General features: G+C 59.7%; 26 protein-coding genes. 10 read left to right on the forward strand and 16 right to left on the reverse strand.

All coding sequences use genetic code 11. The features are described 5' to 3' along the window. Positions 1 to 117 precede the first annotated feature (117 nt). Both ACFOTD_RS13630 and ACFOTD_RS13635 read left to right on the forward strand, forming a co-directional pair. Entirely contained in the window at positions 118 to 567 is a 450-nt protein-coding gene (locus tag ACFOTD_RS13630) for a cupredoxin domain-containing protein (RefSeq protein WP_378119573.1), read from the forward strand. Positions 568 to 655: 88 nt separating this feature from the next. Continuing rightward, the gene (locus ACFOTD_RS13635; RefSeq protein WP_378119575.1) at positions 656 to 967 is read left to right on the forward strand and encodes a dehydrogenase; all 312 of its coding nucleotides are present in this window, start codon (positions 656 to 658) and stop codon (positions 965 to 967) included. A 74-nt stretch (positions 968 to 1,041) separates the two neighbouring features. On the opposite strand, the gene ACFOTD_RS13640 is transcribed toward ACFOTD_RS13635, so the two are convergent. The 7 genes from ACFOTD_RS13640 to yyaC form a co-directional block, all read right to left on the reverse strand. Further along, positions 1,042 to 3,225 carry an O-antigen ligase family protein gene (locus ACFOTD_RS13640; RefSeq protein ID WP_378119577.1) on the reverse strand — a complete coding sequence of 728 codons (2,184 nt, stop codon included), beginning with the start codon at positions 3,223 to 3,225 and terminating at the stop codon, positions 1,042 to 1,044. 174 nt (positions 3,226 to 3,399) lie between these two features. Continuing rightward, positions 3,400 to 4,086, reverse strand: a complete 687-nt coding sequence (locus ACFOTD_RS13645) for a GGDEF domain-containing protein (protein WP_378119579.1) — start codon at positions 4,084 to 4,086, stop codon at positions 3,400 to 3,402. 33 nt (positions 4,087 to 4,119) lie between these two features. After that, positions 4,120 to 5,802, reverse strand: a complete 1,683-nt coding sequence (locus ACFOTD_RS13650) for a histidine kinase N-terminal 7TM domain-containing diguanylate cyclase (protein WP_378119581.1) — start codon at positions 5,800 to 5,802, stop codon at positions 4,120 to 4,122. A 120-nt stretch (positions 5,803 to 5,922) separates the two neighbouring features. Then, the gene (locus ACFOTD_RS13655) at positions 5,923 to 7,158 is read right to left on the reverse strand and encodes a class I SAM-dependent methyltransferase (RefSeq protein ID WP_378119583.1); all 1,236 of its coding nucleotides are present in this window, start codon (positions 7,156 to 7,158) and stop codon (positions 5,923 to 5,925) included. Beyond that, positions 7,125 to 7,787, reverse strand: a complete 663-nt coding sequence (locus ACFOTD_RS13660) for a DUF6483 family protein (RefSeq protein ID WP_378119585.1) — start codon at positions 7,785 to 7,787, stop codon at positions 7,125 to 7,127. The genes ACFOTD_RS13655 and ACFOTD_RS13660 overlap by 34 nt, the downstream gene beginning before the upstream one ends. After that, positions 7,780 to 8,595 (reverse strand): alpha/beta fold hydrolase, encoded by an 816-nt coding sequence (locus ACFOTD_RS13665; RefSeq protein ID WP_378119587.1) that lies wholly within the window; start codon positions 8,593 to 8,595, stop codon positions 7,780 to 7,782. The genes ACFOTD_RS13660 and ACFOTD_RS13665 overlap by 8 nt, the downstream gene beginning before the upstream one ends. Positions 8,596 to 8,627: 32 nt before the next feature. Beyond that, on the reverse strand, positions 8,628 to 9,239 hold the full coding sequence (gene yyaC, locus ACFOTD_RS13670) for a spore protease YyaC (RefSeq protein ID WP_378119589.1): 612 nt from the start codon (positions 9,237 to 9,239) through the stop codon (positions 8,628 to 8,630). A 130-nt stretch (positions 9,240 to 9,369) separates the two neighbouring features. Between yyaC and ACFOTD_RS13675 the strand changes: the two genes are divergently transcribed. Further along, entirely contained in the window at positions 9,370 to 9,591 is a 222-nt protein-coding gene (locus ACFOTD_RS13675) for a DUF1128 domain-containing protein (RefSeq protein WP_277565820.1), read from the forward strand. A 387-nt stretch (positions 9,592 to 9,978) separates the two neighbouring features. Here the strand turns inward: ACFOTD_RS13675 and ACFOTD_RS13680 are convergent, their stop codons facing one another. The 3 genes from ACFOTD_RS13680 to ACFOTD_RS13690 form a co-directional block, all read right to left on the reverse strand. Continuing rightward, on the reverse strand, positions 9,979 to 11,604 hold the full coding sequence (locus tag ACFOTD_RS13680) for a UDP-glucose--hexose-1-phosphate uridylyltransferase (protein ID WP_378119591.1): 1,626 nt from the start codon (positions 11,602 to 11,604) through the stop codon (positions 9,979 to 9,981). Positions 11,605 to 11,813: 209 nt separating this feature from the next. Then, positions 11,814 to 12,800, reverse strand: a complete 987-nt coding sequence (gene galE / locus ACFOTD_RS13685; RefSeq protein WP_378119593.1) for a UDP-glucose 4-epimerase GalE — start codon at positions 12,798 to 12,800, stop codon at positions 11,814 to 11,816. A 1-nt stretch (position 12,801) separates the two neighbouring features. Beyond that, positions 12,802 to 13,983, reverse strand: coding sequence for a galactokinase (locus tag ACFOTD_RS13690; protein WP_378119595.1), 1,182 nt, complete (start codon positions 13,981 to 13,983; stop codon positions 12,802 to 12,804). Between the two features lie 154 nt (positions 13,984 to 14,137). Here ACFOTD_RS13690 and ACFOTD_RS13695 point away from each other — a divergent pair, with 154 nt between their 5' ends. From ACFOTD_RS13695 to ACFOTD_RS13705, 3 genes are all read left to right on the forward strand, one after another. Then, on the forward strand, positions 14,138 to 14,995 hold the full coding sequence (locus ACFOTD_RS13695) for an AraC family transcriptional regulator (protein WP_378119597.1): 858 nt from the start codon (positions 14,138 to 14,140) through the stop codon (positions 14,993 to 14,995). 313 nt (positions 14,996 to 15,308) lie between these two features. Then, a complete protein-coding gene (locus ACFOTD_RS13700) occupies positions 15,309 to 15,476 on the forward strand; it encodes a hypothetical protein (protein ID WP_378119599.1) in 168 nt (55 codons plus the stop codon). A gap of 27 nt (positions 15,477 to 15,503) precedes the next feature. Then, entirely contained in the window at positions 15,504 to 16,415 is a 912-nt protein-coding gene (locus ACFOTD_RS13705) for a LysR family transcriptional regulator (protein WP_378119601.1), read from the forward strand. Between the two features lie 72 nt (positions 16,416 to 16,487). On the opposite strand, the gene ACFOTD_RS13710 is transcribed toward ACFOTD_RS13705, so the two are convergent. Then, positions 16,488 to 17,483: a glycosyltransferase family 2 protein gene (locus tag ACFOTD_RS13710; protein ID WP_378119603.1), complete on the reverse strand. Its 996-nt coding sequence runs from the start codon at positions 17,481 to 17,483 to the stop codon at positions 16,488 to 16,490. Positions 17,484 to 17,527: 44 nt separating this feature from the next. Beyond that, positions 17,528 to 19,321 (reverse strand): glycosyltransferase family 39 protein, encoded by a 1,794-nt coding sequence (locus ACFOTD_RS13715; protein WP_378119605.1) that lies wholly within the window; start codon positions 19,319 to 19,321, stop codon positions 17,528 to 17,530. Positions 19,322 to 19,484: 163 nt separating this feature from the next. On the opposite strand from ACFOTD_RS13715, the gene ACFOTD_RS13720 reads away from it, so the two are divergent. Together ACFOTD_RS13720 and ACFOTD_RS13725 are read left to right on the forward strand one after the other, a co-directional pair. Beyond that, positions 19,485 to 19,796 carry a YtxH domain-containing protein gene (locus ACFOTD_RS13720; RefSeq protein ID WP_378119606.1) on the forward strand — a complete coding sequence of 104 codons (312 nt, stop codon included), beginning with the start codon at positions 19,485 to 19,487 and terminating at the stop codon, positions 19,794 to 19,796. 79 nt (positions 19,797 to 19,875) lie between these two features. Further along, positions 19,876 to 20,157, forward strand: coding sequence for a hypothetical protein (locus ACFOTD_RS13725; RefSeq protein WP_378119608.1), 282 nt, complete (start codon positions 19,876 to 19,878; stop codon positions 20,155 to 20,157). A 574-nt stretch (positions 20,158 to 20,731) separates the two neighbouring features. On the opposite strand, the gene ACFOTD_RS13730 is transcribed toward ACFOTD_RS13725, so the two are convergent. From ACFOTD_RS13730 to ACFOTD_RS13745, 4 genes are all read right to left on the reverse strand, one after another. After that, entirely contained in the window at positions 20,732 to 21,082 is a 351-nt protein-coding gene (locus ACFOTD_RS13730) for a hypothetical protein (protein ID WP_378119610.1), read from the reverse strand. Positions 21,083 to 21,169: 87 nt separating this feature from the next. Next, positions 21,170 to 21,952 (reverse strand): sigma-70 family RNA polymerase sigma factor, encoded by a 783-nt coding sequence (locus tag ACFOTD_RS13735; protein WP_378119612.1) that lies wholly within the window; start codon positions 21,950 to 21,952, stop codon positions 21,170 to 21,172. Further along, positions 21,949 to 22,392 carry an anti-sigma B factor RsbW gene (gene rsbW, locus ACFOTD_RS13740; protein ID WP_217595408.1) on the reverse strand — a complete coding sequence of 148 codons (444 nt, stop codon included), beginning with the start codon at positions 22,390 to 22,392 and terminating at the stop codon, positions 21,949 to 21,951. Before rsbW ends, ACFOTD_RS13735 begins: the two co-directional genes overlap by 4 nt. Before the next feature lie 46 nt (positions 22,393 to 22,438). Continuing rightward, complete coding sequence (locus ACFOTD_RS13745) at positions 22,439 to 22,765, reverse strand: STAS domain-containing protein (protein WP_282910340.1); 327 nt, start codon at positions 22,763 to 22,765, stop codon at positions 22,439 to 22,441. A 160-nt stretch (positions 22,766 to 22,925) separates the two neighbouring features. On the opposite strand from ACFOTD_RS13745, the gene ACFOTD_RS13750 reads away from it, so the two are divergent. Beyond that, positions 22,926 to 23,078 (forward strand): hypothetical protein, encoded by a 153-nt coding sequence (locus tag ACFOTD_RS13750; RefSeq protein WP_277532908.1) that lies wholly within the window; start codon positions 22,926 to 22,928, stop codon positions 23,076 to 23,078. Positions 23,079 to 23,132: 54 nt separating this feature from the next. After that, on the forward strand, positions 23,133 to 24,362 hold the full coding sequence (locus tag ACFOTD_RS13755) for an NAD(P)/FAD-dependent oxidoreductase (RefSeq protein WP_378119614.1): 1,230 nt from the start codon (positions 23,133 to 23,135) through the stop codon (positions 24,360 to 24,362). The last annotated feature ends 24 nt before the right edge of the window (positions 24,363 to 24,386 follow it).

A 24,386-nucleotide genomic window follows, 5' to 3' on the forward strand; every position in this document is an offset into this window, starting at 1 on the left:
AGCATATCCGCGCATCCCGATTCTACTTGGCCGGGGTCCCGGTAGAAACGATGTCATGCGGGGACGGGCCCGTGCATACAAATTCAATAGGACAAAGCCGAAGAGGAGCGAACGGATATGAGCAGAGTCATGTTTATCAGCAAAAAAAGAATTCAGTGGTACATCGCAGCATTGGCCATCGTCGTGCTTGGCGCAGCCTACGCGGGGTGGCACCGGACGCAGGCGGCTTCCGCGCCGCCGCCGTCTGACGTGCAGGTCCGTTACATCGTAACGACCGAATTCAATTCGACAACGGAAAGCGGGCAGGAGATCGAGGCGTATCGCTGGGATCCCGGCACGATCCCGGTCAAGAAAGGACAGCCCGTCGAGCTTCGGATCACCGGCGTCAACGGCCAATCGCATCCCTTCACCATCGAAGGACTCGGCGTCAAGGCGACCGTGAACAAAGGAAAAACGACGATCGTCCGCTTTACGCCCAAGGAAGCCGGCACCTATGCCATCGTCTGCGAGACGCATAGCGATCCGAAGGACGGCGTCCCGATGGTCGGATATCTCGTCGTTCAATAAACGTCGCGATCGTCCGCCGCAAAGCTGGCAGCCTCGTAACCCCGCGCTCCTCTTCCGCATAGATTAACGCGGAGAGGAGCGCTTCCGCATGAAAAACGACTTGGGCAAGCATGCCGGCTCGCTGCCTACCGCCAGGGTCATCAGGCGCGCGTGCGGCAATGAACTGTACCGGACCGTCAAGCGGCTCAAGGCATATGTGCCTGACGCCAAATTGAAGGAAGCGGAGGAATTGTACGTCCGTCGCGTGATGCTGAATCTGCTGTGGATTCACGAGCACCGCAGCGACCGCAAAAAGCTGGCGGACTGGTGGGAAACCGAAGTGGCCTCCGATATCGCGAGCCTGTGGGAACTCGACCAAGAGCGTCTCGTCCGGGCGTTTCGTGACGCGTTCGGCGGTTAAGCTCCGGCCATGTCAGCAGATAAAAGCCCGGCAACGCCGCGTCGAAAACGATGCGGATGCTGCCGGGCCTTATTTTAATTGCCTTCGGAATCGGTATCAAGCAAGGCCTTCGCCTCTCTTTGCCAATCCGCGTCTCCATCCTGCAGCGCCTCCTGCAGCCATGGCTCCGCTTCATCGCGGCGACCGGCCAATATGGCGCATCTAGCGGCGTTGACTTTGGCGGAGACGAACAGATCCGTGCCGGACCAAGGATTGGACTTGCCGGCATATTGCCGCGCGTACAGCGCTTCGTACCTTTCAAAAAAGCCGATGCCCGCGAGTCCCGCGCGATACGCGCCTTCGCCGTCTCCTTCGTCCTTCAGCCGCTGCGCAAGATTGGCGAATCTGGCGATGACCGCATTTTGCGAATCGCGGTCGAAGCGCGCAAGGCGCAGCGCCTCCTGTAAATGCGCCTCCGCCTCCCCAACCTCGCCCGCGTCCGCGAATGCCATACCGAGCGCGTAATGCACATTCGGCGAATCCGGCTCATAGCGCAGCCCGTCCAGCAGCCAATCTGCCCGTTCGGCCGCGGGCAGCAGCTGCGATGCTTCAAGGCGCGGCCGGTTCCAAGGCGGGTTGTGCCGCTCGGCTTCGCGGAGCAGCGCAAGCTTCGCCGCGTCGCCTCTGGCCGTTTGCGCTGCCGCGTATGCGCCGGCCGCCGACTTGTAGCGGATGGCCGGCGCCGCGACGGCGATCGCTACTGCAAGCAGCAGCAGCGCCGGAACGGCCAGCCCAACGGCGCGCATCTTCTTAAAGGCGACACCGGCGCGAATGGACGCCAGCGGTCGCGCAGGCGCTGGCTCCCGCGCCGGGAGCGACAAATGCAGCGCCAGCCAGAAGAGCAGCAGCAGCCAAATATAAGCATACGACCAATCGAAATCGACGCCCGCGTGCAGCAGCAGAACCGCTGCGGGTCCCCACGCTTGCCTGGCTCCCATACGCCGCCAAAGGATAACCGCAAAGCCGGCCAGCATGACAAGCAACGCGGCAAAGCCGACCGCTCCCGCGTCTATGAGTACTTCCAGGTAGCCGCTGTGCACCTCGTTTCCGATATACGGTCCGCTCTGGTACAAGCCCACCTGCATGCGCCAGGCTTCTCCTCCCGCGCCCAGCAGCGGACGGTCGGCGAACATGCGAAGCGCGTCCGCATAATAAAGCGTGCGTGCGCCGGCCGTCTCCAGGTTGCCTTCCGCGCGTCCGCCCGAGCCGCTGCCGGAAGCAAGCAGCAGATATGCGATTATCGCGCAAATCGCAAAAACAGCCGATCCGCCCCATGTCCCGGCAAGCAACCGGCGCAGTCCAGCTACGCCCTCCGACTTGCGGTGCGACTCCGGCGAACGCAGCGCCAACACCGTCACAACGAATACCGCCGCCGAAATGATAAGCGCCCAGATGCCTTCTCCCGGCGTCCCCGCCTCCATCGCATCGAATGCGAACCTGGCGGCTATCGCTGCGCACAACAAGGCAACTCCCGCGACCGCGAGGCCATAGCCTCGGCTGCCCCTGCGATATGCCGCGATCAGCGACACGCCCCCTGCGGCGGCAAGCGCCAGCATGGCGCCGCGCGACTCGGTCAGCAGCAACGCGGTTAATGCCGGCACGAAAGAGACGGCCGCAAAACCGCTTGCCGCGCGTCCAGGCCGGTTAAGCAGCTGCCATAGGGCAATTGAGAAAAAAGCAGCAACGACGCCGCAGGCGTTGGGATATTGAAGGAAACCGGCCAGCCGCGCGCCGGTCATCGACAGAGCGGCATCCGATGACCGGTAGACGATGTCCGGATAGCGAATCCATCCGTACCAGCCTGCCAGCCCGCCCCATACGAAGAATAGGCCAGCGGCATGCAAGGCAGCGTGGCCCGCCGCTCTTCCGCCGCGCCTTGCGGCAAGCAGCGCCGACAGCGTCAGCCAGGCGCCGTATGCGCACCATCTCAGCAGGCTGTCCGCCGTCCCCTTGACGGACGCCGGACCCGCCAGCCAGGCGCAGCCGTAGGCGGCCGCCAGACCCAGCGGTGCCAGCGCCCACCATGGAAGGGCTCGTCCGAACCCGATCGCCGAAACGACAGCCGCCACGGCTGCCAAGACGATCAGTGCCGCCTCTGCGCCATACAAGTCGGCATCGTAGAACAGTCCCTGCTTGTATGCCGCCCAGCATAAATAGAAAGCAAAGAGCAGGCCGCCGGCAAGCATGGTCGACAGCCGCAACAAACCTTTATAGATCATGGAAAGTCCCCGCTTCGGTCAGCGTCATGTCTCTAGCGTAGCGGCTTTGCCGGCCGGCCGCAAGCACGGCCACCCTTCCGGCCCTCGCGCATGCGAATAACCCCTTCCGGTGACGGACGATTGCCGTCTACGAAAAGGGCATAAGCTGCACCGCCTAAAATCTGGGGCCATGATTTACGCTTCGAGCCTGCGCGGCTCCGGCTGAAGCTTCGCTTGACGCTTGCTGTCATACAATCGCCGGTCCGCCGAATCCGACAGCTCTGCCAGTGTGGTGCCGTCATCCGGATAGAAGGCATACCCGCTAGACGCCGATAAGCGGAACCCGCCGTGCAGGGACAAGCTCTCCATGCGCTCGTCGATCGCGCGCTTCAGAGCGCCCGCTTCCTGCGGGTCCGCATAAGGGCATAACAACAAAAATTCGTCGCCGCCCCAGCGGCAAACGATCTCGCCGCGGACGGCAGCGTCCTCCAGCGCGGCGGCTGCCATCGAGATCGCTCTGTCGCCTTCGGCATGCCCGAGTCCGTCATTGATCAGCTTGAAATCGTTCAGATCGATCAGCATGACCGCCAGACGCTTGCGCCGCGCCTCGGCCTGCTTCAGGAGGCCGCCGATGCAGCGCTGCGCGAAGCTGCGGTTCCACAAGCCGGTCAAGCCGTCGCGGTCCGCGCGCCGCTTCAACCGGTCGTATCGTCTGCCAAGCAAGCCGAAGGCGGGGAACAGGACGAGCGCGAAGCCTGCGGCTTCCCACAACGCGTAGTTCCCGGTCGATGCCAAATACCGTTGTGCCAATCCCGCCGCGCCGACGGCCGCGCTTACCAGTGCAGCGGCGGCCAGTCCGGTCAGGAGTCCGCGATGATCCATTTGCCGATCGCTCCTTCCCACAGCCTCATGGTATTACGAGACGACGACCCGGTTGCGCCCTTCGTTTTTGGCTTTGTAGAGCGCCACGTCCGCCTTGGAAAATAACGCTTGCAAAACGCCTCCGATGTCAGCGGAGCCCGTGCAGTTATCCGAAGCCGCAGCGGCCTCTTCATCGTTCTCGTCTGTAACGATCCCCATGCTGATCGTGACGCATATCGTCTCGCCGGCAACCCGCACTTTGTTGTTAAGCACGGAAGCCATGATGCGGTCCGCCACTTTTTGCGCTTCGTCCTGACTTGTCTGTGGTAGAAAGACGGTAAACTCTTCGCCGCCGTAGCGCGCCAGCAGGTCGAAACTTCTGAGCGTCGAGCGTACGGCTTCGGCCGTCGCGCGGAGCACCTCGTCGCCGGTGAGATGGCCGTACCGGTCGTTGATCTGCTTGAAGTGGTCGATATCGAACAGCAGGATGGAAAAAGGAACGTTGCGCTGCTTGCATAGAAAGGCTTCGTGCTCGACGTAATGCTGGAAAAAGGTACGGTTGTAGCACCCGGTCAAACCGTCCGTAATCGCAGCCTGTTCCAGCTTTTTGTTGACACGGTACAGCTCGTCCTGCATGGCGATCAGCTCCAGGTTCCGCTCGTGAAGCGCCTCGTTCTTCTCGTTCATCTCGTCGATCAGCTTGCGCTGTTCGGTGACGTCGAAGAAGGCGACGATCCGTCCCTGCAAACTCTTGAATTGATCCAGCAGCGGCGATATTTGCAGGGAGACCGATCTGTAGGGACCGTCCGTCAACAAAATCTCCGTGCGAATTCTGTCTTCGGGGTGATGCCTGTATCTGAACAGAAAATCGCTCACGTCGTTCGCAGGCTGCCCGGACATCAAGAAGCGCTCCAGATCGAAGGTCTCTCCCTTCACGGGCTGCGCGAAGCCGACGGCGCTGCGGTTGAAGTCCAATACCTTGCAGCCTTCGTCGATAACGATGATTCCCGTTTCTACCTGCTCGTAAATCTTGTGCTTCGCAGTATCGACCAGATCGAACACGCCGTACCGGTAGATGGCAATGACGAAGCAGATGTCCGACAAAACGATGCCGGCCGAGGTAAGGCCTTGAACCACGCCTAGCCAAGGCGACAGCACGACGTTGAACAGCAGATCGAGCACCGCGAATACCGTCAGCACGAACATGCCGAGCAAGGATGTCGCCAGCTGCTTGCGCTCGTTGAGCGAGCGCACCGTCCGGTGAGCGTTGAACATATGAAGAAGCGCGATAAAGAAATACGCGAATTGAACGAAAGTCATGATCCAAAAAAGCGGACCGTATTCGCGGTCTCCGTACTGCCCGTCCTCCGGCCTCAGGAATTGGCCGAACGGATTGACGATCGCGGACGCCGCGCAGAGAAACGCTGGCATGAGAAACGCGAGCAAACGGGGCGGCCTTCGCAAATAATGCGTGCGCCTCGTGAGGAACAGCACGAACGCGAGCCAGCCCGGCCCCAGCAAACTAAGCGCGACAAAGGATACGGTCAAGTAGAAATGCTGGTAGGAGGGGATGTCCGTAGAACGCACGCCGACCTGTCCGAGCGGCCAGAGCATCATAATAAAATGAAATGCCAGATAAGCCTTGTGCGTTCTGGAAATCGGATTCAAGGCAATGAAAAGGCCGAGCAGCACAAACAGACAAACGAATAACAGAAAGTCTGGCCGTAGAAATTCCAATCGGCTCACCTTTTCATGGAAGGACTAACCCTTTAACCCGGGGCAATTGATTTATTCTAACATAGCCGGGAATTTGCCGACAAGATGAATGGCAAACTTTGTAAATATAACATTTTTAATTTATTTCGTTTCCTGCTTAAATTCCATATTATTTTCCATATAAGGCGAAATGGATAAGAAATCCCGGAACTTTTCGTAATCCTGCAAAGCTTGCGCGGAGACCGGCGAATCGCTGCGAACGGCACGGATCAGCAAATTTTTGGGCGTATGCTCCAAATCGATGAATTCCAGCATTTGAACCTTATAGCCCGATACCTCAAGCAGCTGAGCGCGCACTGTATCAGTGACGAGTGCGGAAAATCGTTCCTTTAAAATACCGTGCCGCAGCAGCGGCTTCAGCACCGGCTGTTCGATCTGGCGCATCAGCTCGTGCTGACAGCAAGGCACCGACAAGATGACCGAAGCCTGCCACCCTACGGCCTTGAGCAGCGCGGCGTCCGTCGCCGTATCGCAGGCATGCAGCGTCACGACCATGTCCAAACGGTCCGCGTCGGCATAATCCGCGATATCGCCAACCGCGAATCGCAAGCGGTCCCACCCCAGCCGGTCGGCCAGCTTCGCGCAGTCCTCGATGACGTCGGCTTTTAGATCGAGTCCGATGATCCGCACGGGCAGACGTTCCTTGATCGCAAGCAGATGATACAGCGCGAACGTCAAATAAGACTTGCCGCAGCCGAAGTCGACGATCGTCAGCTCTCTGTCTGCCGGCAAATGCGAGATGACGTCGGATACCATCTCGAGAAAACGGTTAATCTGCCTATACTTATCGTATTTCGCCTTGATCACCCGTCCCTCTGGCGTCATGACGCCGAGCGCTTCCAAGAAAGGCACCGGCTCTCCCTCGGGAAGCACATACGTTTTGGTCCGGTTGTGCGAAGGCGGCGACGCAAGGACGCCACCGCCCCCCGCCGTTTTGGCCGTCGGCGCGCCGCGGAGAACGGCGGCTTTGCCTTTTTTGTTGACGAGAATCTGTATGTCATTCTCAGGCGTCTTCAGCAACGCCTGCCGGTAATCGCATTCGACGAGGCGCAGCAGCTCGTCCGCCGCTTCGCCGGGCGCCAGGTTCTGATGAAGCGCCTTCGCGCCGGCGAACCGTTCGAACTGATAATGCAGCTCGCCCTTCAGCAGGACGGGGCGGACGGCGATCTTTCGCGTCTCCTCCGTCTTGCTGCGGGGCTGGCTGACGGTCGCCTGGATCAGCTTGCCCTCTTGGATCGCTCCCCGGACGAGGACGTTCAATTCCTCCGTTATCGTCTCCGCGCTCATGATGCCGTCTCCTTCGTCAGATTGTTCCATTGACGGACGCCTTCGCGCAGCTCGTCGCGCGAGAGTCCGCCGCTCCCCAGCGCCTCGTCATCCAGCGTCTGCAGCCGATCATAGAAGGACAAACCTTCTTCCGTTCCGGCATTGCCGGCGTCGAAGAGTTCGTACAGGCTGTTTTCGGCATCCGCATAACGTCCGTCGTGCTCCTGCCATTCCCAGGCTGCGCGCAGCGTCAGCGCAGAACCGTCCAGCCGCGCCGGTCCTTCGACCAGCTGCTCCATCCGCCGCTCCAAATCGAGACCTTCGACCGGGCCGTGCGTGCGCAGCACGTAACCGATCAGGCGCAATGCTTTTTCCAGACGCTGCAGGCTCTCCGCTTCGCGCCCCATGTCCGCCAGAATGTCGCCTTCTTCTTGCAAAAAGGCGCCGATCGCCCCGATCGCCTCGGCATCCGAGCGTCCCCCGCCGCCGAACATCGCGATCAGATCCGCATCCGACAATCCGAGCGCCAGCCTTGCCCGCATGCGCAATTCTTTGCTCATGAACTCGTCGATCATCAGCAGCGCTTCTTCATGCTTGCCTTGCTGCTTGAGTCCCATCAACGCGCCGAAGGCGACCGACATCTGATTGATCATGCGCATGAAATAGTCGCGATCAAACATCGGCATCTCCTCGCTTCGCTGCGGCGACGAATGCCAGGATCGCTTCCGCGAAGGCAGCCGGCTGCTCCATCATGCCCATATGCCCCGCGCCTTCGAGCAAGCGGTGCGTCACGCCCGGGCCGTCGACCGGAAACCGCTTGTCCGGCCCTATCACGTTGTCGGACTCGCCCGCGAGCAGCAAAATCGGCGCCTCGAGCGCTTCGAGTACGCCGCGCCTGTCGGGACGCTCCTTCATGCCGAGTGCCGCTCCGATGCCGCCTTCGGCGGATGTGCCCCAGCCGATCGACAGCGCCCGGTCGACCTGCGCTTGCAGCGGAGCCAGGTTATCCGGCGAGAACAGCTTCGGCACGAGATCGCGAATATGTCCCTGCATGCCTTCCCGGGAGATGCGCGCCGCCACCTTTTCCCGGTTCGCCTTGCCATTGTCGTCGTCGGCAAATGTCGTGGAATGCAGCAAGCCCAGACCCAGCAGCCGGTCCGATGCGCGCTCGGCCAACGCCAGCGCCGTATAGCCGCCCATCGAATGACCGAGCACGAACGCTTGCCCGATATTCAAAGCGTCCAGCAGTTGCAACGCGTCTCCCGCGAGCTGCTCCATCGAGTACGTCCCTTCGGTCGCCGCAGTCTCTCCGTGGCCCCTCGCATCTGGAGCAATGACCCGCGCATGGGCCGTCAGCAGGGGCAGCACGTCGTCCCAATAACCAGCGCTTCCGCAATAGCCGTGTAGCAGCAGTAAAGGAACGCCCCGTCCCTCGTCCAAATACGAGACTTCGAGCCCGTTTGTTAATGTCAATCGGTTGCGAGCCATATCGCGCACATCCTTCCGCCGTTTTTTTTATTTTATTTTAACGAACGATCGTTATTGAACTCAAATGCATCCGCGCCTCTTGCGGCTTCGCGCGCGCCGAATGCTTCGGGACGAACGCCGTAAAGCGCGGCTGCTGCGGCATCGGCGATCCGTTTCGCCATCTCCATCACGGCGTACAGCGAGGTCGTCTGGAGCGTAATATAAGGTTTGGGACCGAATTCGCCCACGACGGCCGCGACGCTATAGTCCCCGACCGGCGGTAGCGCCCCGCCAACCGACCTTGCCGGCTGAAGCGGTCCTTGTCCCAGCAGAAACCTGCCGACGTTCTCCGGTCGTCCGAGACAAGCGTCGATCGCGATCACGACGGCATCCGCGGGCAGCGCGGAAGCTTCGTATCCCAGCCTGTCCGCGTCGCAAGGCTCGCGCAGCGTCCCAATCACGCCGCTTACGCCGCGCTCCTCTAGCATCGTGCCGACCAGCGGACCGAGGCTGTCCCCGGTGGAGCGGTCCGTGCCGATGCAGAGAAAAACGATCGGCTCGCCGGGATGGCGTTCGAACGCGCTTCGAAAAAAGCGCTCGAGCTCCTGCGCGCCGGAGGCTGCAAAAAATAGAGGCGATGCGCCTGGGACGCGGTTCGCGGTCATCGTCCTGCTCCTTTCGATGATGGCTTCTTCAGGTTACAGCGTATCATGCGCCGTCCGGTTATGCCAGCGCGGAGCGGGCTCCGCTGTGATACAATGGGATGAGCTTATATCGAGAGAGGATGCTGCGGGAATGGATCTTACCAAGCCGACACAAGAGAACGTAGAATATATGATCGAAGCGATCAAGACGAAGCTGCGGATGGCTTCGGGGGCCGCGATGCAGGCGTCGCACTTCAATGCCGATCGCTACGAGGATCTCAAGGATATTTACGATATGGTCGCCTCCAAGGACCGGTTCAGCATCAGCGAGGTCGAAGCGCTCGTGTCGGAGCTCGGCAAGCTGCGGGGTTAAATGGGGCCGTGTCTTGGGCTGCGGATGACTGGCGGATAACAGGCGGATACAAAAAGCGGGCGTAGTAGAGATGTTCCAAACGCTTATTCGTAGGAAACGGATAGTGTGCATGCAGTAGAGTTGAGCCAGACTCTCCCCCCCAAGCAATCGAGCTATGTGGGCGCAATAACGAAACCGCACTTCCTTATTCGCCAGCATACGGACGATCCGGGCGCAATAACGATGCCGCACATCCTTATTCGCAGACTATCGAGGCTTTGAGCGTAGTGTCGATGACTATTATTGCGTGCCGTACAGGCCGAACAGCCAGCACCTTACAGCAAAAAAACGCCTTTGTCGCCGCCAGGCAACAAAGGCGTTTTTGCTACGCTCGAAGCCGCATACAGCCTACTCCGCGCCGCCGGGCTCGAAGCCTGCCGACGCCAGAAACCGGCCGAACGCCGCCCGGCCCGCGGCGTCCTGCTTGAACACGCCCGCGTCGCGCAGCACGGCGTGGAACTTGTCGCCCACGGCCGCCTGCAGCGCGGCCCGCGCGGCGTCCGGCGCCATCGCCGTGCCGTGCGCGGCGACGAGCTCCGCGATCCAGTCCGCATGCTTCGCGAGCGGATGCGAAGCCTCATCGCCTTGACCGCCGCCGATTGCCGATGCATCGTAGGCAGTCTCGCCAGTCAGCAGCATCGCGATCCGGGACAGCTCCGCATCCAGACGTCCCGGCAGCACAGCAAGGCCCATTACTTCGATCAGGCCGATGTTTTCCTTCTTGATATGATGCAGTTCCCGGTGCGGATGGAAGATGCCGTCCGGGTGCTCGTCGCTCGTACGATTGTTGCGCAGTACGAGGTCGAGCTCGTATTCGCCGCCCTCCGCGCGTCTCGCGATCGGCGTGATCGTATTGTGCGGCACGTCGCCGCTCGCCGCGTACACTTCGGCGGACGGATCGCTATAAGCGCGCCAGTCGGCCAACACCCGGTTGGCCGTGCGCAGCAGCGCCGCCCTGTCCTTGCTGCGCAGCCTCAGCGCGGACATCGGCCACTGTACGATGCCTCCGCGTACAGCGCGCTCCGCACCGTGCGTCGCCCACGCCGCCACGCCCGCCTTTTCCATCGGGAACACGTGTCTGCCGCCCTGAAAGTGATCGTGGTTCAGGATCGAGCCGCCCACGATCGGCAGGTCCGCGTTCGAGCCGACAAAGTAGTGCGGGTACGCGTCCACGAAGTCCAGCAGCCGCTCGAACGTCTCGGGCACGATCCGCATCGGTACGTGCTCGCCGCGCAGGATGATGCTGTGCTCGTTGTAGTACACGTAAGGCGAGTACTGGAAAAACCATCGTTCGCCCCGCAGCGCCAGCGGCAGAATCCGCAGGTTTTGCCTTGCCGGATGATCGGGCCTGCCCGCATAGCCGACGTTTTCGCGGCAGAGCAGGCACTTCGGGTATTCGGCTTTGGTCTGCGGCAGGCTGCGCAGCAGCGCGATCTCCCGCGGGTCCTTTTCCGGCTTGGACAAGTTGACCGTGATCTCCAGCTCGCCGTCGTCCGTCGGATGCAGCCAATAGCCGTTTTTTGAGATCCGGTCCATTCGGATGTAGTTGGAGTCGATGTTCAGCCGGTAAAACCAATCCGTCGCCGCGCGCACGCCGTCCGCGGCCGACAGCCGGTCGAACGCCGCCAACGCCTCCGAAGGACGGGGCATCAGCAGCCCCATAATCCGGGCGTCGAACAGGTCCCGCTGCGTCGTCGTGTCGTCCGGGATCAGGCCGAGCGCGGCGGCCGCGTCCAGCAGCGGCTCCAGCACGGGCATCGGGCTATCCAGCGTTTCCTCCGGCAGCGGTCCGCCCGCAGGTCCCGCCAGCCCGAACAAATCCAGCAGCGCGTTTTGCGCATAGTCCTCGTCCAGCTCGCCGATCATGCCGCGCCTCAGCGCGAAGCGCACCAATCTGCGAATTAACGAACCGACCTCGTCCCTGCTCGCCTCCGTCATGCCGCTCCCGTCCGCGGTCTCGCCCTTGATGCTCATATCTCGTCATCCCTTCGTCTGCTATAGCTTCGCTTGTTGCCTGGCGCCATGCGCTACGCGAGACGTTGCACTAGCCCGGTATGCACTCGATCGGTATGCATTCGCCCGGTATGCATTCGCCCGGTATGCAGTCAATCGATTTGCACTCGCTCGATATATGCACTCGCCTTACGTCCAATCGCCTCACGCTACGCGCCGCCGACAGCCATTTATTTGCCGTACCCGTTCGGATGCGCCGAATGCCAAGCCCAGGCGCTCTCGACGATCGGGCGCAGATCGGCGAACTTCGGCGTCCATCCGAGTTCCGCGCGGGCCCGCTCCGACGAAGCGATCAGCACCGCAGGATCTCCCGAGCGGCGAGGCACGATTTTGGCGGGAATCGCATGGCCGGTCACCTCGCGGGAAACGTCGATCACCTGCTTGACGGAGAAGCCCGTACCGTTGCCCAAGTTGTAGATCGCGCTCTCGCCGCCGCCGCGCAGCCGTTCCAGGGCGCGGATGTGCGCGTCCGCCAGATCGCTGACGTGGATATAGTCGCGGATGCAAGTGCCGTCCTCCGTCGGATAATCGTCGCCGAACACGGAGATGAACTCGCGCTGTCCGAGCGCGACTTGGAGCACGAGCGGGATCAGGTGAGACTCGGGCGTATGGTCCTCGCCGATCTTGCCGCTCTCATGGGCGCCCGCCGCGTTGAAATAGCGGAGCGAGACGTTTTTGATGCCGTGCGCGACGTCGAACCAGGAGATCATCTTCTCCATGGCCAGCTTCGTCTCGCCGTAGGCGTTGGTCGGCTTGGTGCGGTCGTACTCGTCGATCGGCACCTTCTCCGGCTCGCCGTACGTCGCCGCGGTCGAGGAGAATACGATGCGGGAGACGCCCGCCTTCTTCATCGCCTCCAGCAGCACGAGCGTTCCGTATACGTTATTATGGTAGTATTTGCCCGGATTCGTCATGCTCTCGCCGACCAGCGAGTTGGCCGCGAAGTGGATGACGCCGTCGATCTCGTTCTCGGAAAAAATCCGGTCCAGCACAGCTTCGTCGCGCAGGTCGCCCTCGTACAGCTTGCCGCCGAGCAGCGCTTCCTTGTGCCCTTGGTACAGATTGTCCAGTACTACGACCTCTTCGCCCTTGTCCAGCAGCGCCGCAACCGTATGGGAGCCGATATAGCCCGCTCCGCCCGTCACCAATACCGCCATATCAGTTCGCCTCCTTGATTTCGTGCACGCCGTCGCCGATGTCGCATACGTAAAAATCCGCCGTCAATCCCGTCGCCGCCTTATACTTTTCGCCGACCTCGGCGATGAAGCGCTCTGCCTGATCCTTGTGCACTAGCGAGATCGTGCAGCCGCCAAAGCCTGCGCCCGTCATGCGGGAGCCGAGCACGCCCGGCACCTCGCGCGCCGCTGCCACCATGGCGTCCAACTCCGCGCCCGTCACCTCGTACAGGTCTCGCAGGGAGTCGTGAGACGCGTTCATCAACTGCCCGAAGGCGGCCAGATCGCCCTGGCGAAGCACCTCCACGGAGCGGCCGACGCGGTCGATCTCCTCTACGACGTGCCGCGCGCGTCTTCTGACCGTCTCGTCGGCGATCAGATGCGCATGCTCATTGAACTGGGCGAGCGTAAGCTGCCCCAGCAGCGTCAGTTCATGGAACGCCGCCTTCAGATCGGCGACTGCAGTCTCGCACTGCGCCCGCCGCTCGTTGTAAGCGGAGTCCACGAGTCCTCGGCGCTTGTTCGTGTTGCCGATGACGAGCTTGTAGTCGCCCGACTCGAATGGAACGAGCTCGTATTTTAAGGTGTCGCAATCGAGCAGGATGGCATGATCCTTGCGCCCGTTGGCGACCGCGAATTGATCCATGATTCCGCACTTTACGCCGACGAACTCGTTCTCCGCATGCTGCGACCACAGCGCGATTTCCACCGTATCCGTCTTGCGGCCTTCGAGCGTCAGCAGCGCGAACGCGGTAACGACCTCGATCGAAGCGGACGAGGACAGCCCCGCACCGTTCGGAATCTCGCCATGGAAGAGAATGTCGTAGCCCCGCGACAGCGAGATGCCTCGCTGTGCCAGCTCCCAGACGACGCCTTTGGGATAGTTGGTCCAATCGTCCTCTTCGGAGAAGACGAGATCGTCCGCGGGGACGAGCCGCGACTGCGGGAAGTTCGTCGACGCCAGATGCAGCTGACGGTCCTCGCGCGGCCGAATCAGCAGCGTCGTGCCGAACGTCAGCGCGGCCGGGAAGACGGCACCGCCGTTGTAATCGGTATGCTCGCCGATCAGGTTCACGCGGCCCGGCGCAGCGAAAATGCGGATGTCGGACTCGCCCTCGCCGAGGCGGGTGATGAATTGTTCGCGAAGCGTCGGATAATGAGGCATGATGGGATTCCTCCTGAATTAGGGCTGCGATTTACTATCAGTATAACGCCGGAAGGCGCGAACGGGAAATGGCTTGAAATGCGGTCTCTATGGAGAAATGTGACTTTGTGAGGTACAATCGCGAATAGATGCACAACAAGGAGACCGGATCCCAATGACCCAAGCGCCCGACTACCGCGTGGCCTCCAATCCCGCGCCTACGCTTCCGCAGGGACTTGCCGCTCTTTTCGCCGGCGAGAGCCAGACCCGGCCTACGCATCGCGTCGGTCCGAAGGTCGTCGACTATTACCTGCTGCACCATGTGATTTCCGGACACGGCATTTTCGAGACGGAAGGCCGCGCTCACGCGCTCGGCCCCGGACACACATTCCTGATTCGGCCCAAACGCCTGTTCAGCTACGAATCGGACTCGGACGATCCTTGGCGCTACCGCTGGGTCGCCTTCGCCGGAGACCGGGCGGAGCAACTGCTGGCCGAGGCCGGCCTGGGCACGGAACGCCTCGTCGTCGACAGCGGCGACTCGCGGACGCCCGCGGAGCGATGCCGAGAGATTTACGCTTCCTTCCGCGCGCGTAGTGCTTCGGCATCGCTCGAAGCCGCGGGCCTGCTTCATCTCCTGCTCGCTTCCTTGATGACGGCAGGAGCGGAGCGTGCCGAGCAGCCGCCGATGGCAGACACGCACGGCGAAGAGCTCGTCCGCCAGGTGATCGGCTATCTCGCCACCCAGTACGCCGAGCCGGTGTCGATCGAGTCGATGGCGGAGACGCTCGGCTACAACCGGGCTTATCTGTCCCGCTTGTTCAAGCGGCATACCGGCGTGACGCCGATCGCTTTTCTGACGCGCATCCGGATCGACCGCGGCAAACGCCTTCTGCGGGAGCGGCCCGAGCTGACGGTCGAGCAGGTCGCCTCCTCCGTCGGGTTTCAAGACGCCTTGTATTTTTCCAAGCAGTTCAGACGCGCTTTCGGCGCGACGCCGACGGGCTACCGGACGGATACATTGCGTTCCTGAGCAGACTTGCCTTGCCTTGCCTTGCCTTGCCTTGCCTTGCCTTGCCTTGCCTTGCCTTGCCCTGCCCTGCCTGCCTGCGCTATCCTGCCCTGACTTGCCCTGACTTGTCCTGCCTGCGCTACCCTGCCCTGCCCTGCCTGCCCTCCCCTGACTTGCCTGACTCGAGCCGGTGCGGCACTGCGCGTATCGGTATCGCCCAATGATGGCGTTTCCATCGATATTATCGATAATCGGCATGCAAATCGCTCGATAACCCACGGTCCCGCGAGGATGATAAGATATTCCTCAACAAAAGACCGAGGGGGCGATTTAGTTGTTGATCCAGGACCACGCGGCTTATAGAATATGGGATAACGCGGTCAAAGAATACGAGCGGCGATGGGCATTCGAACGTCAACCTCACGAGACGAAGCGCCCCCGCCCGAAGCCTCCGGCTAATTGGCTGGCGCTGATGCTGCTCGGCTCGCTGCACAGGCACTGATCCGCCCTCAGACAGGTGGTGGCAAATGTGGACTTTATTTATATCCGGTCGTTCATCGAGGTAGCGCGCTGCCACAGCTTCACCAAGGCGGCCGAGAATCTGGGCTACGTGCAGTCCAGCGTTACGACGCACATCCAGAAGCTGGAGCAGGAGTACGGCGTCGTCCTGTTCGAACGATTCGGCAGATCGATGCGCCTGACCTCGGCCGGCGAACAGCTGCGCGATACGTTCGAGCAGATCCTGGCGTTGTACGAGAGCTCCAAGCATCTGATCTCCAGGCCCGCCAAGGGACATCTGGATATCGGCACGATCGAATCGCTCTTCTCCTACTTCCTGCCCCCGGTCTTCCATCAATACCGCCGCGTCTATCCCGAGATCAATCTTCAGGTGCATCCGATCACGGAGACCCAGATTCTGCAGTTGATCAAGGCCGGCGAGATCGACCTGGGCATCGTCCTCGACCAGCCGATCCAGGAAGAGGACATCGAGACGATCAAGCTGCGCGAGGAGGAGCTGGTGCTCGTCGCGAGCCCGGGACACCGGCTGCAGCAGGCCGTCCAGATCTGCGCCGCAGACTTGAACGGCCAATCTTATATCGCGACCGAGCATACGTGCACTTATCGCAATGCCTTCGAAAAGCTGTTGGGCAAGCACGGCGTCTCATACGACGTGCACCATGAATTCGGCAGCCTCGAGGCGATCAAGCAGTGCGTGTCCTACGGCCTCGGCATCGGTTTGCTGCCGCGCATCGCAGTCGTGCGGGAGCTCGAGGATGGCAGGCTGATCCGGCTTCCTTTTTCGCATCCGGACATCACCTTCTATACCCAGATCGTCATACACCGCAAAAAATGGCGCGATCCCGCGATACGCCATTTGATCGAGCTGCTGCGCGAAGCGGCCGGGCAAGACGGCGATGACGCCATCCAGAGAGCGCTATAAGTAAGCAAAAAAACGGGACATGACGGCGCGTATAGCGCTCGCGATGTCCCGTTTTTATAGGTTTCGGCGCAATCACCTGCGCAGCTCGTAAGGCGTGAGCTCCCGAGGCGCGCGAGAAACGTCCTCCGCACCCTCGAAGTTCAGCTTGTCCGCCACCAGATACAACGGGCGCCGCTTGGACTCCTCGTAGATGCGGCCGATATACTCGCCCAGCACGCCAAGCAGCGATAGCGTGATTCCGTGAAAAAACAGGCTGATGACGATAAGCGATGTCCATCCCGCAGTCGTCGTGTCGGTAAAGATGCGTTGGCAAATGACGACGATCAGGTAGATGAAGCCCGCAGCCGACAGCAGAAACCCGAGGATGCCGGCGAGCTTGAGCGGTTTGGTCGAAAAGGAGGTAATCGCGTCCAGCGACAGCCGGACCATCTTGCGCAGCGGATACTTGGTCTCGCCGGCAAAACGCTCTTCGCGCGCATATTCGAGACCGATCTGGCGATATCCCGCCCAGGCCACCATCCCCCGGATGAAACGGCTCCGTTCGCGCATGCCGCTCAATGCGTCGCAAACCTTGCGGTCCATAAGCCTGAAGTCGCCGGTATCGACCGGAATATTGACCGAGGTCATCGCCGCCAGCGTGCGATAGAACCACTTGGCGGTCGTTTTTTTGAACCATGTCTCGCCCTGCCTCGAGATCCGCTTGCCGTAGACGACGTCATAGCCTTCGCGCCAGAGCGCCAGCATCTGCGGGATCAATGCCGGAGGGTCTTGCAGATCCGCGTCGATCAGTACGACGGCTCGCCCCGAAGCGTGGTCCATCCCCGCGGTCACGGCGATCTGGTGGCCGAAGTTACGGGCGAAGTCCAGCAGCTTCACTCTGGCATCCCGGGCGCAGATCCCGCGTACGATGGCGGCCGTCCTGTCCCGGCTGCCGTCATTAACGAACACGAGCTCGTAGCTCTCCCCGGTCGCCTCCAGCACCTCGGTCAATTTCCCGTAAGTGGTCTCAATGACCTCTTCCTCGTTGTACATCGGGACGACGACGGACAGCGTCACCACAGCAGCCATGCGGTTTCCTCCTCAGCTTGCCTGAACTTCAGGACTAATATCGATCAGAATCCCCAGCTCGGCAGCCAGCGTATGCCGAAGTTCATCCACTCGCGGCTGATGGTCATGCCGGTCAGGACGGGATAGAACCAGACGAACAAAACGGCGGCGCCGGCTACGACGAGCACGGTGAAAGTCCTGCCGTAATACCAGCGCTGCTCCAGCCAGCGGAGCATCCACACGATGGATAGGATCAGCAGCGGCACCATCGGGAAGTAGTGGTACAGGAATGTGATACTCCTCGGCGAAACCATCCAGGGCACGTAAAACGACAAATACATGACCGCGATCGTCAGCACCGCCTTGTCCCTGTTGCGCACGCCCAGCCACCAGGAAAGCAGCATGGCCGCCAAGCCGCCCCACCAGATCAACGGATTGCCGATGGCCGCGATGCTCTGCGCATCCCCCTTCTCCAGATCCTTGCCGCCGTAGTACCAGACCGGACGCAGCATCTCGGGCCACGTATACCATTTGGACGAGTACGGGTGCTTCTCCTTGACGCCTTTATGATAGTTGTAAATATCCTTTTGGTAGCGAGGCAGATCCTTCAGCCCGTCGTCCGCCTTGGTCGCCTTCTCATAAGGAATGTATGAAGCTGCATAGATCCCCGCCGGTACGACCACGAATAAGATCACGCACGACAACAGCGTCAGCGTTAGTTTTTTGAGATACGAGCTGCCATATTCCCAGCGGGACTCGCGCCAACGCCGGAAGAGCGCCAGGAACAGCAGGATGGCAAGGCCGGCGCCGCCGTACATGTAGTTCCACTTGACCGCCGAAGCGCATCCGAAAAAAATGCCGGACAGCGCCAGATAGCCGAAGCTTCGACCGAAGCCGCCGCTTTCCCATTTTCTCTCTCCGTACTTGTACATAAACGTATACATCAAAATCGTGAAGGTCACGCCGAAAATGTCGACGTTGGCCATCCGCGAGTGGACGAGATGGAAGCCTTCCAGCACCAGCAGCAACGCCGCGATGAACGCATACCTCGTGCTGCGGAACATCGCCCTGGCTGCCGCGTAAAACACGGGCACCATCAGCGTGCCGCACACGGCCGCCATGAACCTCCACCCGTACGGCGTCATATCGAACAGTCGGATGCCGAACGTGAGCAGCCATTTGCCGAGCGGCGGATGCGTCCATTCGTAGGGCTGGATCTCATGGATGAATTCATAAGCGGTACGACCGTGATAGATCTCGTCGAAATACATGCTGTTGCGATAGTCCGGCCGGTAAGGCGCCTCGTCCTGCTCGTCGAACACCTGCTCGCCGCCGCCAGCCGAGGTCTCTCCCTTGGTTCCCGCAGGCTCGATACTCGCGATGGCGATCCGCGCCTTCGTAGCCGCCTCGAAAAAGCCGGCCTCGTAAAGACTGTATCCGGTGCGCTTGGCCGTAAATTTCATATACCGCGCGCTGACGGGCTTGTCCTCCGCCATCCAGGTGAATACCCGCCCGGTCTTATGCTCGACCGTGAGATAAGGCGACCAATTGATGCCATCGGTAGACGATTCGATCTGCGTCTCGCCCGCGGCGCCCGGTCCCTCGTACAGACTGATGCGGCCGACTTGGCGCGTCTCTCCAAAGTCTGTCACGAAGCCTTCTCCGGATACGTCGGGCCGCCAGAAGGTCTGGGGCGCATGCCGGTTGCCCAGGTCGTGAAGCGACAACCAGGCCGAGACGAGCATCAGAATCCCGATCAGAATAAAATCGATCCTGCCCCAAGGCCTTCTGTCCCGCTCGGATTCGCTGCGGCTCCAGCTGTACGAAGACAGGCTGCCGCCGTATTCTTGTGATTCCATGAACGTCCTCGCCCTCTTTGATCATCTGCTACCTATTGTAGTCTAAAGCACGCCTTGCGGAAAGTCCGCAATGATTCAGTGCTTACTCGCCCGGGTAAAAAAGCTCATGCAGGACGATAACACATATAACAAAATGGCGATGCCATTACAAGGAGGAATTCACATGGCAGGGATGGTAAAAGGTGTTGTAATCGGCGGCGTAGTTGGCGCAGCGGCAGCGTTGCTTCTGGCTCCGAAACCAGGTAAAGAGACTCGCCAGGATCTGATGAACGCATACAGCAAGTCCATGGATAAATCCAAGGAATGGGCTTCCACAGCCGGAACCAAGACTCAAGAATTGGCCTCTAAAGTCGGCCAGCAAGCTTCAGATATGATCAGTTCGACCAAGTCGGCACTGTCGAGCGCGAAGGACGGCATGAATTCCGCTAAGGACGACATTACCGGGTCCCTTCAGGAATCCACTAAACCGAACTGAATAACCTTCAAAAGCCAACCCCGAGCCCCGCTCGGGATTGGCTTTTGTCTGTGCGAATTTTCGTAAAGGGGCGATCGAGATGAACGAACCCAAACAACCTGACTTACGGGAAGACGTAGCGGCAGGCGCCGGCATCCAGCCTGACAAGACGGAACGCGAGAGCGTCGCTTACCGGCCCGAAGAAGACAGCGAGCCCTCCGGCCCGATCGAGACGCGCCCGGTCGAGGAAGCGATGAACGGCTCGATGGTCCAGGATTTCGACGATCTGAAGCGGCTCGGACGCGACATGGAGCGCGTCAAGACCGGCAGCGAGCTGAGCGAGGAAGGCCTCGTCAGCGACCCGATCCAGGAGAAAGCCTGAGAAGCCGCTATAGTGATCGCTTCAATGACTGCCTTCGCGACCTTTTCGTGGCTGCTAAAGCGATCGTTGCCTTCCCAGCCTTTTGACGACTGATATTCGAATCTGGATTTGCGCGAATCGTCGGTCGATGGCTATTCATTCGGACACCCGTTGCCATGGTTTAGCCCTATTGTTTGGCCTATGATAGCCTGTGTCGTTCTTGCGTCACAATACCTGCAAATATACATCTGTTTGGGCCGGCGTCGTCCCTTTTGGATACGATAACTGCAAAAGCGCAGTTATTTTCCTAAATGAGCCGGATTTCCGGCTTGTGCTTTGAATTTACCTGCATATTTGCATGTATTTCATCCCATGCGACGGATCGGTTGAAAATACATGTACAAATGCAGGTTTTTGGTCTGCCAAATCACCTAAAAGCCCAAGCCCTTCGAACGCGCTATTGTCCGCCACGATTCGCAGCCGCCCAGGTTAAAAAGGGAGCCAAGGGAATCAAGCCTTACAATGATTAAAAAATGGACTGAAAAGCATTAAAAAAGGGCCTCCGCAGAGGCCCTCATTTATGTTGCAACCGGTTTCAACCTGTCTCCTGAATGCCGTGCTTGATGGCTTCCCTATTGAGAAGCGACTTCAGATCGGATGCGTCGAGCTCCTGACTGAGCAGCGATACGACTTCGATGGAAGGAACGCCGTCTCTGACGAATTCTCCTCCTGAGAGATGGTAGCCGAATTCCCTCGCAATGGTGTACGACTGGCAGAGCTGATCTGCAGCATGTACAGCTTCTTGCTCGGATGCATATTCGGCTAACCGGTTGCCGTTGCCAAGTGGCGTTTTGCGGGATTGGATGCTAAGTGTATGGGCCTCGTCTTTTTGCCTGACCACGATGTCGCATTCGAAGCATTCGATTCGATATTTGACTGTCATCATGTCCACCGCCTTCGGCGAAGTGAATGGTGTAGCTTACCGATTATTACCCGGCGGACGGACGGTAGAAACAGTCTATGGAGTTGGAAATTAATCGGAGTCTTCGTCCTCGCCGGGTTCGGTAAGCCAGCCCTTCAGCTTTTCGATGGCGCGACGCTGAATCCGGGAGATGCTCATCTGCGATACCTGGAGCCGATCGGCCGCACTCCGCTGGGACAGCCCTTCTTCGTACAGGAGCAGCAGCACCTGCCGTTCTTCGGGCTTCAGCTTCATCATCGCTTCCTGCAGGTCGATACGGCGGTCGACGCCGGCAAAATCGTCGGCGGTTGAGCCGATCAATTCACCGAGCGTAGCCGTATTTTCTTCCTGGGAAACGGGGGTGTCGAGGGAAACGTAATGATGCAGCTCGCGTCCGGCCAACACCTCAAGCGTATCCTCGACGCTCATCTCCAGGAACTCGGCAATCTCCTCGACGCTCGGCGAACGCTCGAGGCGTACGGTCATCTCGTCGATCGCTTGCTGTACGACGAGTCCCTTTTCCTTGATGCGTCTTGGCACCTGAATGTACCAGGACTTGTCGCGGAGATAATTTTTCATCTGTCCCACGATGCTCTTCATCGCGTATGGTTCGAACGGCATGCCCAGATCAGGGTCGAACTGCTTGAGCAGCCTGAAGAGCGTCATCCGGCCGACCTGGAACAGATCCTCTTGCAAGCTCAGATGGCTGCGCGACATTTTATGCGCAGCCATGCGAACGAGCGGCTCGTAGTGCCGTATCAGCTCTTCGGCCAGTTCGTTTCGCAGCGTCTTTTGGTATTCCAACAGCTTCAAGATCGCGTCGTCGGGCAGACGGGCGCTCGATTGAAGACTCATACCGTTTCTTGCGCCAGCCGCCGTTTTGTTAGGATGACGCTTGTGCCTTGATTGCTTCGAATCTCCACTTCGTCCATCAAAGCTTGCATCAGGTAAAGTCCCAATCCGCCCGACTGGATTTCATCGATGGACTTTCCATGCAAGGTGGAAGTGGACCGATCGGTCACCTGTTCGAAGCTGACGCCGGAATCGCTCACCGCGATCTGAAGACGGTCTTCGTTCATGATGGTGAAAGACACCTCGATATGGCCCGGCTGAGAATGGTCGTAGGCGTGCAAAACGGCGTTGTTGCAAGCCTCCGAGACGGCAACCTTCATATCTTCGATCTCTTCGAATGAAAACTTCATCTTTGCAGCTATGCCGTACAAGGTCAATCGGATAATATCAACGAACTCGGCTTTGGCGGGTACCGTAAGCGTCACTGTCCCATCGTTTCTCATCGTTGTTTCGTCCTCGTTCCCTTCGGAATGTAATTGCTCGCTCGCGTTAAGCATTGGGAGAAGCGGCCAAGAACGGGGTAATTCCCGTCATGTCGAATAATTTTTGAATCGTCGAAGGCACTTCTTCTACTCCGAACGGGGCATTGCGGGAATGGCGAGCCTTCACGATGCTGATCAAAATGCCGATGCCGGTACTATCGATGTATTTGAGATCCCGAAGATTAAGTACGAGCTTGCGGTCGGACAATTCCATCAAGGGCTCCATCACGGATCTCATCTGCGACGCAACCTCGAGGTCGAGCTCGCCTGCGATCCGAACGACGGTAAGGCCGTCAAGATTTTCTGTTTGAAAAGTCAATTTATCGTTTTGCATACGAAACCCCTCTCCGTTATTCATAAATTTTATTACCCATCGACCTTGTCTATTGAAACAGCTTTTTTAAGCGAAATACCTGTTGTTTGGGGCCGTCCGGGGCCGGGTAAAGAAGCATAACCCAACGCTGGATAAAATTATCACGAGGGAGCTGAACATCATGAACAAGGACGTCGACATCGAAAGGCACGAGGTGCAAGAAAAGTCGGACTCCAGCATGGTTTGGTCGACCTTTATCAAGTATGCCGCATATTTGATTATTTTCTTCGGCGTGCTCTACTTGATTATTTACTACCTGCTGCCTCTCGTCTAACCCAAGACAGTTTCGGACATACTTGGACGAATCCCTAATGACGGAGGCGTTCCATTGCTACCGCTACACTTTGGTTCCTTGCTCTGGCCGTCCGCCGGCGGCGAGCCCGGTCGGTATCCGCCCTTCTCCGGCACATCCGAGCGGTGCGACGTTCTGATCGTCGGCGGCGGCTTGACCGGTACGCTCGTCGGCAGTGCTCTGGCAGCTGCCGGCTTGTCTGTCGTCCTGATCGACGAAGGACAGATCGGCTCGGGCAGTTCTGCTGCCAGCACCGGCCTGCTTCAATATTCCAATGATATCATGTTGACGGACCTCTTGTCCCAGCTCGGCGACAATCGGGCCGTGCAATTTTACAGCGCCTGCAAAAGCGCCGTGGAGCGGCTGTGCCAGCTTGCGGAAACCCTCCCAGAGGACGTTGCGTTTAAAAGGCGCAGCAGTCTTTATTTTGCCAGCTCCGCCGCCGATGTCCCGAAGCTCAAAAAAGAATACGAAACGCTCCGTGCGAATGGCTTCAGCGTCGATTGGCTGGAAGAGGCCGACATTCGCGCCATTTTCCCTTTTGCCAAACCTGCGGCCATCGTGACGAACGGCGACGGCGAGGTGAACCCCCACCGAATGGCGATCAGACTCGCCGAGCAAGCGGAGGGGAGAGGCGCGCGCGTTTACGAGCGTACAGCCCTGAGATCCGTCGAAGGACCGAAGGGCGATTTGTTGTGCCACACGTCAGGCGGCACGATTAAGGCGTCCTCTGTCATCTATGCAGTCGGCTATCAACCGGAGATCGCCGGAGTCGGCGGCCTCGGCGTCAAGCTCGCACGCACCTACGCGATCGCGACGCGAATCGTGCCTTCCTTGGCGGATTGGCATCAAAGGTGGCTGCTGTGGGAGACGGCAAGGCCTTATTTGTATGCCAGGACGACGCGGGACAGCCGCATCGTGTTCGGCGGCTTCGACGAGGATATCCGAATGCCCGTAACCTCACAGAGCGATCTGGACAAGAATGCGAAGCAACTGTTGGAGGAAGCCCGCAAGCTGTTTCCGGAACTCTCGCTCGAAACCGAATTCGCTTGGAACGCCACGTTCGGCGAATCCAATGACAACTTGCCCTGGATCGGGGAAGACCCCGAACGCCCTGGACGATACGCGGCGCTGGGATACGGAGGCAACGGCGCCGTATACAGCATGCTCGCGAGCGAAGTGCTGCTTGACGCCGTGCAGGGCATAGCGCATCCGCTGGACGATCTCGTCGGACTCCGCAATCGAAGAACCGGTCTGCCAAAGTAGCGCAGACCGGTTCTTTTTTATGGC

It is taken from the genome of Cohnella sp. GCM10012308 (genome assembly GCF_042649185.1).
Classification (GTDB): Bacteria; Bacillota; Bacilli; order Paenibacillales; family Paenibacillaceae; genus Cohnella.